Raw genomic sequence first — 11,549 nt, forward strand, 5'->3', positions numbered from 1 at the left:
CCGGTGCGAACACGGGGAGCCCTTTCCGCCAGCGGTGCCAGCGTTCTGCTGCTGGCCTTGCTGGTGCTGGTGCCCATTGTGGTACTGCTGGCCGCCTGGCAGCAGGAACAGTGGGCCACCTGGCAGCACCTGCTCGACACGGTGCTGTGGCGGCTGGTGGGCAACACCCTGTTCCTGATGGTGGGGGTCACCGCCGGGGTGCTGCTGCTCGGGGTCTCCCTGGCCTGGTGTGTGGCCACCCTGGAATTCCCCGGGCGGCGCTGGCTGCAATGGGCGCTGTTGTTGCCCATGGCCATGCCCGCCTATGTGCTGGCCTTCGTGATGGTGGACCTGCTGGATTACGCCGGCCCCGTCCAGACCTTCCTGCGCCAGTGGCTGCCGGCCCTGGATTTCAGCGCCCGTCATCCCCTGTGGGTGGTGATCACCCTGTCCCTGGTGCTCTATCCCTATGTCTACATGCTTGCCCGGCTGGCCTTCGAGGCCCAGGGGCGGGCGGTGCTGGAACAGGCCCGTATCCTCGGCGACACGGCCTCTTCCGCCTTCTTCCGGGTGGCCTTGCCGATGGCGCGCCCCGGCATCGCGGCGGGTCTGGCGCTGGCACTGATGGAAACCCTGGCCGACTTCGGCGCGGTGAGTATCTTCAACTTCGATACCTTTACCACGGCGATCTACAAGAGCTGGTACGGCCTGTTCAACCTGCAGGCCGCCGCCCAGCTCGCCTCCCTGTTATTGCTGTTCGTGGTGGTGGCCCTGTGGCTGGAGCGGCGTGGCCGCAGCCGCGCCCGCTACAGTGAGATCGGCGGCCGCCAGACCTTGCGCAGCCGCCCGCGGCTGGCCTGGGGCGTCACCCTGTTTGCCTTTGCGGTACTGTTTCTGGCCTTCCTGCTGCCGGTCAGTCGCCTGCTGTACTGGGTTATCGACAATGGCTTGATGCAGGTGGATGCCCGTTTCCTCAACCTGATCTGGCGCACCTTCCTGCTCGGCACCATGGCTGCCGTGCTGGTGCTGACACTGGCCGGCTGGCTGGCCTGGGTGAAGCGGCATCAGCCGTCACCCTCGGTCTCCGTGGCCGTGCGATTGGCGACCCTGGGATACGCCTTGCCGGGTTCGGTGCTGGCAGTGGGCATCATGATCAGCTTCAGCGCGGTGGAGGGCTGGCTGGCGGATCTGGGGCTGGGCATCGTACTGGTCAGCACCCTGGCCGCGTTGCTGCTGGCCTACGTGGTGCGCTTTATGGCGGTGGGTTTCGGGCCGGTGGAAAATGCCCTGCAGCAGGTGCGCCCCAGCCTGGTGGAGGCGGCTCGTACCCTGGGGGCATCCTCGGCGGAAGTGGGGCGCCGGGTCTATGTGCCGATGATGCTGCCGGGTCTGCTCACGGCGCTGTTACTGGTGGGCATCGATGTAATGAAGGAAATGCCCGCTACCCTGCTGCTGCGCCCCTTCGGCTGGGACACCCTGGCAGTGCGCATTTACGAGCTGACCGCCGAGGGGGAGTGGCAACGAGCCGCTGCCCCGGCGTTGACCCTGGTACTGCTGGGGCTGATTCCAGTGATGGTACTGACCCGCCGACGTGCCGAACGACTGAACTCGCCCCGGAACTGATTCTCCTCCCCGTCCGCGCTCCCCCTGCAAAAAGCCTAACTCCCCCGAAAAAGCTACGAACATCCTCCTACCTGCTTCGATATCGAAGCGTTTATTTTTGTGTATATATGTAAATTTGGTGACGGTTTGGGCGTTTGCCGTGATGTATTCGTGAAGGAAAGTTGGTACGTTTATGCCAACTTATTGCGCACATAACTGTGTATGCAATTTGAAAATAAAAACAGCCCCGTTACGGGCGCGTCTTTTTTGGAGAGCTTCATGACAATACGGAAACTGCTGCCAGCCATGTTGGCGGGTGTTGGGGTTGTGTGCATGTCGCCGGCACTGGCCAGCATGGGCAATATCGGTACCACTTACGGGGTGCTGCCCTCTGATCTGGCTTCTGCTCAGGCCCTGTCGTTGTTCAACAGCCAGGTCTCCGCCACCTACTACAACCCGGCCTACCTGGCCCATGACGATCGCGGCGAGCTGACCACCGGCCTGTTGCATGCGGACCATGAGTTGCGTGGGAGCAGCCTGGGTGGTGCTGCGCCGTTACCTCGCAGCAGCGATACGCTGCAGGACTCACCCTCCCAACACACCCTGCTGGGCATGAAGACCGACCTGTCCTCACTGACCCGCTATAACCACCCCATGTACCTGGGGTTCATGCTGGGGGTGGAGAAGTACGGCGAGGAAATGATGGCGTTCAATTCCCAGACTTCCGTTGAAGGTCAGTACTTTGAATTCGGCCGCCAGCCTCTGTTTCTCAACCTGGGCGGTGGCACGAAGATCTGGCGTGGCCTGGATATGGGCTTGTCTGCCCGCATTACCCTGCACTCCGAGGCAGAACTGGTGGCCACCTCGACCCTGGGTGGGGAGACCAGCTACGAGACGCTCAACGTGTCTGCCAAGCCCTCCATTCGTCCGATCTTCGGCATGAACATGGATTGGGGTGAGAGCTTCTGTGGCGAGGGCGATAACTGCTGGTACAACGGTCTGGAAACCGCCTTCAGCTTTCGCGGTTACTCCAACACCAACACCACGGTGGACTCCACCATCACCATCCCCGGCACGGTGCTGGACCCGGGCATCAACCTGGCCATCAGCACCGTGGATTCCTACCAGCCGAACATTTATGCCGCGGGTCTGGCCTACGGTCGTGATCGTTGGCGGGTGGGCCTGACCGTGGAAATGCAGGAATGGTCACGGCTGGAAGAAGAGCTGGAACGCGACACCATCAAGGACCAGGCGGTGAATGCCGCACAGGATGACTATCGCCTTGAGTTCAAGGACATCGTGGTGCCCCGTCTGGGCGGCGAATTCCATCTGGATGACACCTACATGGTCACCGGCGGGGTAGCGTTCAGCGAATCGCCGCTGGATTCCGACGGTTCCCTGGAAGTGAACTATCTGGATACCGACAAATGGATTGTGGGCCTGGGGCTGACGGCCCGCTACAAGTCGGTGCCGGTGCTTGCCTACCCGGTGCGCCTGGATCTGGCCTACCAGTATCAGAAACTGGAGGCGCGCACCTTTGATCTCTACGACCGTCGCTCTCCGTCGTTCCCGCAGCCCTACGAAAGCGTGGAAGCGGACGGGGATGTCCATGTCTTTTCCGGCTCTATCACCCTGAAATTCTAGGAGATCGGCGATGAGAACAAGAAATCTATGGCTGGTCACAGCCGCCGTGACCCTGGCCGCCTGTGGCGGCGATGCCGGAGACACCCCGTCCATTGCCGGTTGGCAGCAGGCCGAGGTCTATTACAGTTACCCCTATGACGGGCAGCAGAATCTGTCCCCGAAAACGCCGCTGGTACTGCGCTTTTCCCACGCCATGGAGGTGGATGCCAGTCACTTCACCCTGCTGCGCTGTGGGCAAGTGGATGATAGCTGCGCGGATACCGGCGACAATCGGGTGGCCTTGAGCGCCCCCCAGGCGCTGGACAGCGGCAAGGGGGGCAGCCTGCAGCCGCTTTCCCCATTGCAGGCGCATACCCACTATCGGCTGGTCATCGACGGCATCGAAACCAGCCAGGGTAGTCCGGTGTTCCCGGACGGCGGCCTGGATTTTGTCACCCGTCTCAGCGAAGACGGCCCCATGTCCAGCCAGATGGCTACACCGGATCTGGCCATCAGTCAGATCATTCCCGATGGTGATGCCCTGCCGTTCATGGATTTTTCCACCCTGCGGCTACGTTTCAACCAGATGCTCGACCCGGCCACGCTGGTGTACGGCGACACCGGCGCGGGTGCCTCCGTGGAGCTGGAGCACCAGGGTGACACCGTGCCTGCGGCGCTGCTGGTCAAGGGCAATGCGGTTACCGTGGACCCGCTGGATGACCTGACCCCGGGCCAGCAGTACACCCTGAAGTTCACCTCGTCGGTACGCGGTGTGGATCAGGCCCAGCTGACCGGTGGCTTCGAGAAGAGTTGGGTCGCCGGTAATTCCATGCCCCGCGCTACCCTGGTACAGGATGTTCTGAGTGCCAGTGATGACCAGGACGACCCCTGCAACGCTTCCGGTGCCCTGGTAGCCAAGCTCACCGGCGCCACCATGAACTGCGTGCCGATTCAGTCCACCCTGCTGGGTGACAAGGACGCCACCATGCAGACCGGTAATGTGTTTGCGGAGCTGGCCCACCTGCCCAACTACCCGAATGTGTCGCCACTGCGCATTCCCCGCAACAGCCTGCTCACCGGCACCAACGTGACCGTCAAGGTGGCCGGGGAAGTGGCCGCCGGCATTGAGACCGGCGCCATCTCGGTGACCTTCCTGTCCGATGCGTCCGGTTACCTGTTGCCCAATCCCTACAGCGATGCCCATCAGGCGCCCAAACAGGTGAAGCTGTACATGGATATGTCCATGACTGCGGAGAACCCGGAGGCCAATGGCGCTCTCAGCCAGACCCTCATGCATGTGGAGCTCAACGGCATGGCACTGGTGAAAGAGGGCCGCATGGAAATTGATGCGGTGGGTATCGTGGAGCCGAAAGTACTCGGCCAGGAAACCGCCTTTGGCTTGCTCAGCTTCCACATGAAGTCCTACGAGGACCAGGAAAATGCCCCGCAACCGGTGCCGGACATGACCGCACCGGTACGGCAATCCATGGTGCCAGCGGTGGATGCGGAGGGTATGGCGATGAATGCACGCCCCGGCGATGCGGTGATCCTGAATTTCAGTGAGCCACTGGACACCGCCACCCTGCGAGCCGGTGATACCTTCGGCCTGCAACACAATGGCAGCCATGTGACGGTGGACTGGTACCTGGATGGCGCATCGCTGGTCATGCGTCCGGTCACGCCGCTGGCATTTGGTGAAAGCTACACCGCCATGGTCAGCGATCAGGTCACCGACCTGGCCGGTAACCCGGTTATCCCCGTGAGCGACGCATTCAGCTTGCCGGAACGTATCGGTGGCAATGCCGCGCCCATGGTGCTTACCAGTTACCCGGGTTTCCCCTGTGCTGCTGACAAGGAGCACTGGGAAATCGAAGCCGGTAATCATGGCTTCTGTCAGGGTGGTAGCACCGATGACGACCGTAACCCGGTGCCGCATCTACCGGCGGATCGCGCTATCCGGGTGAATTTCTCCCAGGATATCGCGGCAGAGTCCGTGGTGTTCGAAAACACCGATGCCTGCAACGTGGGCAGTTTCCGGGTGGAAAAAGTGGCGTTGGACCCGAGCACCGGTCGCCCGTTGCGCTACGACGAAGGTGGCAAGCGCAAATACAGCTGTGAAACCGGGGTAACGGGGCAACTGAAAGTGGGCACCCGCAGCCTGGTATTCACGCCGGACCAGCCCTGGGAAGCCGGCGCTTATTATCGCTATATCCTGATGAGCGTGAACCAGACCTCTGCCCAGCAGCCCGATGATTGCAGCAGCGGCGAGGCTATCTGCTCCAGCGATGGCAAGCGTCTGCAGACAGCCATGCTGCGAGCGCCGGCGGGCGACATGGGCGGGCCGGACATGCATCTGCATTTCATTGCCAGTGCTCCAGTTGCCAGTGTCTTCCAGCCACTCAAGAATCTGCCCACTGCAGATCTCAATGGTAATGGCCGCTTTGATGTGGGCGAACCGGGGTACCAGGGAGGCGAACCCGGTGCCAACACCACGGCGTTGATCATTGATCAGAGCAAGGGAAACAATGGCAGCGAAGGAGGGGTGACCGACCCTGCGTTGATCTGTGATCAGCCGGAGCAGTGCGGTATCCATGTGGTCGGCGGTCTCAACTCCGAGGTGATCGGCGCTACCGAGCCCTACGATGACCCCTCGACAGCGGACGTGGAAGCCTGGCCGGCGGTAAGGGTAGGGTTGTACCCGACCCTGATCCAGGCGTCGTCGGTCACCCTGAAAGTGAAAATTCTCGGTATTGCAGAAAGTGATACACCCACGGAAACCCAGTTCATGCGCATGCGTTACAGCTGTGTCGCCTGGCCGGAGGATGCCGAGAACTTCTGCGGCAAGCAGAACCCGGATGGCAGTTTTGTCTTCGATGAGTGGGAGCGTCAGGGCCTGATTCCGGGCTGGATCGTGCAAACCCCTGACGGCCCGGAGTTCCGTGCCGATGTGAACCTGTATCTGGATGCCCCTTACATGCACATCCTGCTGGACGGTTCCCACAACCAGCACAGCTACCCGTTGACCATGAACCTGGCCGGGCCGGTGACGTTCCTGCCGGATGGTCGCATGGTGATCGAACAGCTCAACAGCAACGATATCGCTGTGGATGTGAATTTGTCAGTGCTGATCCTGAGCCCGAAGATCTACCTGAAAATCCCGGCTGGCGGAGTCAAACTCCAATACCTGGGTGAGCCCATCAAGCAGTAATCTCTGGATGATGAAACCCTTGCCGGCCTTCGGGCCGGTTTTTTTATGGCCATCTACCCTCCCGTCACATACCCGCCTTTGTGAAGGCAAACCGAAACCGCCCGGTTACATCAGTTAACAATACCGGTGCTCCCACCTACTTTTCTCAACTATTCCCAACTTTTTGCCAACGGCGCTGGCACCGTCGTTTTGTTTGACTTATTGCATATACACAGGGGGGAATAGGCGAGAGGCTGCATAGCTTCACGTGTTGTTCTCCTGTCGCCTGGGAGCTTAACCTGAGGCGAAAACCCTAATAACAAACGCCGGAGAAGCGCTATGACTACCAAGACCCTTACCCGCTGGGGAGCTGCTGTCATTGTCAGCACTGCCCTGTCGAGCCCTGTTTTTGCTGCCATGGGCAACACGGCCAGCACCTATGGCCTGCTTCCCGCTGATGTGGGGACAGCCATGGGCCTTTCCATGTTCAACCCCCAGGCATCGGCGCTTTACTACAATCCGGCCTACTTGACCCGGGATCCCCGCGGTGAGCTGACCGTGGGCCTGTTGCACGGCGATCAGGAACTACGTGCCGTCAGCCAGGGCAACCCCAACGGTGGCGCGCCGTCAGTGATTCGTGATGGTGACGTACTGAATGACACCATGTCTCAGCAGCAGGTCATTGCGCTGAAAACCGATCTCACCGACATGACCAAGTTTGAGCACCCGATCTACTTCGCCATTATCGCCGGGGTGGAGAAATTCGGTGAGGAAATGCTGGCGTTTGATTCCAGAACCAGCCGGGAAGGCCAGTTTTTCAACTACGGCCGACAGCCATTGTTCCTGAATCTCGGTGGCGGCCTCGAACTGGCCAACGGTATTACCACCGGTGCCTCCGCGCACATTTCCCTGCGTTCTGAGGCTACCTTGATCGCCAGCGCCAACCTGGCGGGTGAAACCCAGCGCGAAGAGCTGACCGTTTCTGCCAAGCCGGTGATCCGTCCCGTGCTGTCCATGAACCTGGAATGGGACAAGGTCTTCTGCGGCAAGGAAGATTGCGGCATCTGGACCGGTCTGGAAACCGCGTTTGCATTCCGGGGGCACACCGAGGCCCGCACCGCCGTGGAATCAAAACTGACCATTCCCGGTACCGTGATCGATCCGGGTATTACCGTGCTGATCGATACCATCGATTCCTACCAGCCGGATATCTTCAGCGCCGGCCTGCTCTATCACTTCACAGACAACTTCCGTGCCGCTGTTACCGTAGAGCAGCAGAACTGGAGTGACCTTGAAGACGAACTGGCCCGGGATACGGTCAAGGACCAGGCCTTTGCCGAGTTCAAGGATATTGTGGTGCCGCGTATCGGTGCGGAATGGACCGTGAACGACCATCTGATCCTGTCCGGTGGGGTGGCCTACCAGGAAAGCCCGCTGGAAAGCATCCAGACCCCGGACGTGAACTACCTGGACAGTGATAAATTGATTGTCGGTGTAGGCTCTTCCCTGGTCATCAAGAACCCGCCGATCCTCGCTTATCCGTTGCGCCTTGATTTCGGTTACCAGTTCCAGAAACTGGAAGAGCGGGATTTCGAGTTGACCACCAACCGCCCCGGTGTAGCCAACCCCTATGAAGTAGTGACCGCTGATGGCGATGTCCATGTGTTTTCCGGTGCAGTCACGGTGAAGTTCTAACGGAGGTGTTCCATGAAAAAGAACAATATTGCCCTGACAGCGCTGACCGCCTTGATGGTGGCAGGCTGTGGCGGGGACAAGGACCGGGTGAGCTTCGATACACCCACCTTCAATGCGCGCAACCTGCACTATACCTACCCGCTGGATGACCAGAAACAGGTGGCACCGCGAGCGATTGTGGCATTGCAGTTCAGCCATGCGGTGTCAGCCACGGCCGACAATTTCGTGTTCAAGGACGCCAATGGTGCGGATGTGGCCTTTACCCTGGAATCCGTGGCAGACGGCCGTGGTGTTGTACTGACCCCGGTAAACGCGTTGGCGCCGGCGACGGATTACAAGGTAGTCATGAATGGCGTCACCGTGCTCGGTGAAACCACTACCTTCAAGGATGGCGAACTGAACTTCACTACTCGCGCCGCCCTGGAAGGGCCGCTGGATACTCAGCAGACCGCCGCCAGCTTCGAAGTGGAATCCATCTTCCCGGATGACGACCAGTTCGAAAGCATGGATTTCTCCAGTTTCCGGCTGCGTACCACCAAATCCATTGATGCCTCCACGGCGGTCTATGGTGAAACGGTCAGCCTGATGAGCAATGGCGAGCTGGTACCCGCGCAATTGCTGGTAGGGCGCACCGCCATTACCGTGGACCCCCAGGAAGACATGACCCCCGGTCAGACCTATGAGCTGGGCGTCAGTGGTGTGATGAGCCAGTCCGGTGAAACCATTGCGGCCTTTACCCATTCCACCGTGCCCCAGGACACCACCTCGCCGACTACCGGTGAGCGGGCAGTACTGGTCACCAATGCGCCCCCGGCGGATGATTCCCTGGGGTGTCTGGATGAAGGGGTGATCACCTCTGACCTGACCGGCCAGCCGATCAACTGCGTACCGGTGATCGGCACCCTGCTGCAGGACAAGACCGTGTCCAAGCAGTCCGGTGACGTGTATGCCGAGCTTGCCTTTGCACCCAATTTCCCGGAAGTGACCCCGCTGCGAGTGAAGAAGGGAGGCATTCTTACCGGTGATGCGCTGGAAGTGTTTATCGGTGGTGAAGTGCCGGTGGGCTTTGATTCCGGTGAAGTAACCGTACAGATCATTTCCGATGCTACCGGTTACCTGTTTCCCAATCCCAATGCGGAAAGCGATGACGCACCCAAGCAGCTGCGGCTGATGATGGATGTGGCAACCTCCACCTCCGACGCCCGCGCCAATGGCGCCTTTACCCAGAACCTGATGCACCTGGAGCTGGTGGGTACCGGCCTGATTGAAGATGGCCAGCTGAACACCGATGCCATCACTGTGGTAGAGCCGCGCGTGTTGGGTGTGGAAAACAGCTACGGCGTGCTCAGCTTCCGTATGGAGTCTTATCTGGATCAGGAAAATGCGCCGGTCCAGCCGATCGATTCCGTGAATCCCATCGTTCCCGTTCTGAATGGGGATAACGGCCCGGAATTGTCCTGGCAGCCGGGTAATGTGGCAGACCGCATGGAACCGGGTGAGCCCATTGTTATTCACTTCAGCGAAGCTCTGGAGCCGCAAAGCATCAACGCGGGCACTTCGCTGATGCTCAGCAAAGGTGGCGTTGCCGAGCCCTTCAGTTGGGAACTCAGCGGTAATGCGCTGGTGATTACCCCGGATAGCCCGGTGGAATACGGCGTGGAATATGTGGTGACCACCACACCGGAAATCACCGACCTGGCCGGTAACCCGCTACAGATGCTCGACTCTCTGGAAGGCGACAACTCCCTGGACTTCACCCTGCCGGAATACGTGGTGGATGACGGTGGCGACGATGTTCGCCGTGGGCCGTTCGCGTCCACCGTTTACCCGGGCTTCCCTTGCGCCAGCAGCACTGCCAGCCAGGGCGAAATTGACGCCGGCACTCAAGGCGTGTGTGTGTCTTCCAGTCCGGAAGCGGATCAGGTTGTGATTGACCAGCTGCCCATCGTTGGGTTGCCGGCCAACCGCCCGGTCAAGGTGCGTTTCTCCCAGAACATGGACCCGAGCACCCTGGTGCTTGGCGATACCGTGTTGGTACAAGCGGACGACAACGGCACCTGGGTTGATGTGGAGGGTGAGCTCACAGTAGAAACCCGTGGCTTCACCTTTACACCCAATCAGCCCTGGGATGACACCGGTGACACCCTGTACCGTTATGTGATGGCCGGAAATGGTGGCGGTACCGGTTGTGCCGGCATCTGCTCCGCCGACGGGCTTCCCCTGCAAACGGCTCCGTTGCTCGGTGGCGGTTTGAAAGACGGTGGCCCTGACATGGAGATTCTGTTCCGGGGTGAAACCGCTGTAGATACCATCTTCCAGGAGCTGGGTAACCTGCCCAGTGCTGATGTGAACAACAACTTCCAGATCGACAGCAACGAACCGGTGTTGACCGGGGATACCATTGATCCGGCCAATACACCGGCCAATGCCACCATGATTGTGCCTCGCGGTACCGGTGGGGAAGGGTTGGTGGCTTACGCCAATACCGGTTGCGGTTTTGACAACGTAGCCAGTGGTGAGCCCACCCAGTGTGACGGTGACAAGATCATTTACATCACCGGGTTGCTGAATACGGAAATTCTGGATTTCGATGCCGAAAACCAGGGTGTCCCCGTGGTGATCTATCCTACTGCCGTGGCCTTGACCAACCTGGATGCGACGGCGGTTATTGGTCTGCGACTGACCTCGGATGATGAAACCGGTGGATTGCTCGGTATTATCCCGGTGGTCGGTGACCTGCTTCAGGGTGTTGTGGATGGGCTGCTGGGTGCCACTGGCATCGATAACCTCATTGAGGCGGTCGGGCTGGACAACATCGGCCTGGCACCTGTGCCCACCGCCACCGGCCCCAACATCTTGCGGGTGCGCTACGAGCCGGAAGATCCCAATGATCCGAACAGCCCGCGCACCGTGCCGCCGGTAGGCCTTATCGTGGATACCCCGGATGGCCTGGTGTTCCGTATCCAGTTCGACCTGCTGTTCGATGCCCCGGCACTGAGCCTGCCGCTGGGTCTGGAGCACAATGTGAAGAGCCTGCCCATCGACAATGTACAACTGGAAGGGCCGCTGGACTTCCTGCCCGATGGGCGCCTGTTCATCGGTCTGCAAAACCAGGAAGCCCTGGATGTGGACCTGGAGATCACCCTGGCCGGTTTCGATGGTGGCAAGGTGTTGCTGCAGATTCCGCTGGGCGGCATCAACCTCAGCTACCAGAGCGCATCCATTCAGTGATTTCTCTCCAGTAGTTCCTTGAAATATGCCCCGGCTTGTCCGGGGCTTTTTTTGTTTTCCCTGAAGCAGATATCCTCGACCCGTTGGCGCCTTGCTGGCAAGGCGAAGCCCGGACGACCCCGATATCCTGATCTGTGCCCTGGCCGCTGCCGACTTTTTGGCACATTCGTGCCGGACGTGGCGCCCCTTTCTCCTGCCAAGTGCATCACTGTTTTCAACAATTTTACGTATA

Annotated in this window: 5 protein-coding genes; all 5 read left to right on the top strand. The window is 60.0% G+C overall.

The genetic code is table 11. The annotated features are described in order from the left end of the window. Positions 1 to 3: 3 nt before the first annotated feature. The 5 genes from ACMG4M_RS02275 (at position 4) to ACMG4M_RS02295 (ending at position 11,317) form a co-directional block, all read left to right on the top strand. Positions 4 to 1,602, top strand: coding sequence for an ABC transporter permease (locus ACMG4M_RS02275; RefSeq protein WP_297765656.1), 1,599 nt, complete (start codon positions 4 to 6; stop codon positions 1,600 to 1,602). A 258-nt stretch (positions 1,603 to 1,860) separates the two neighbouring features. After that, positions 1,861 to 3,225: an OmpP1/FadL family transporter gene (locus ACMG4M_RS02280; protein WP_297765659.1), complete on the top strand. Its 1,365-nt coding sequence runs from the start codon at positions 1,861 to 1,863 to the stop codon at positions 3,223 to 3,225. A gap of 10 nt (positions 3,226 to 3,235) precedes the next feature. Continuing rightward, positions 3,236 to 6,412, top strand: coding sequence for an Ig-like domain-containing protein (locus ACMG4M_RS02285; RefSeq protein ID WP_414430656.1), 3,177 nt, complete (start codon positions 3,236 to 3,238; stop codon positions 6,410 to 6,412). 318 nt (positions 6,413 to 6,730) lie between these two features. Next, the gene (locus ACMG4M_RS02290; RefSeq protein WP_335626207.1) at positions 6,731 to 8,086 is read left to right on the top strand and encodes an outer membrane protein transport protein; all 1,356 of its coding nucleotides are present in this window, start codon (positions 6,731 to 6,733) and stop codon (positions 8,084 to 8,086) included. Between the two features lie 12 nt (positions 8,087 to 8,098). Then, on the top strand, positions 8,099 to 11,317 hold the full coding sequence (locus ACMG4M_RS02295; protein ID WP_335626208.1) for an Ig-like domain-containing protein: 3,219 nt from the start codon (positions 8,099 to 8,101) through the stop codon (positions 11,315 to 11,317). Positions 11,318 to 11,549: the final 232 nt, after the last annotated feature.

Origin of the sequence: Alcanivorax sp. IL3 (assembly GCF_047495465.1) — a bacterium.
GTDB classification, from domain to species: domain Bacteria; phylum Pseudomonadota; class Gammaproteobacteria; order Pseudomonadales; family Alcanivoracaceae; genus Alcanivorax; species Alcanivorax jadensis.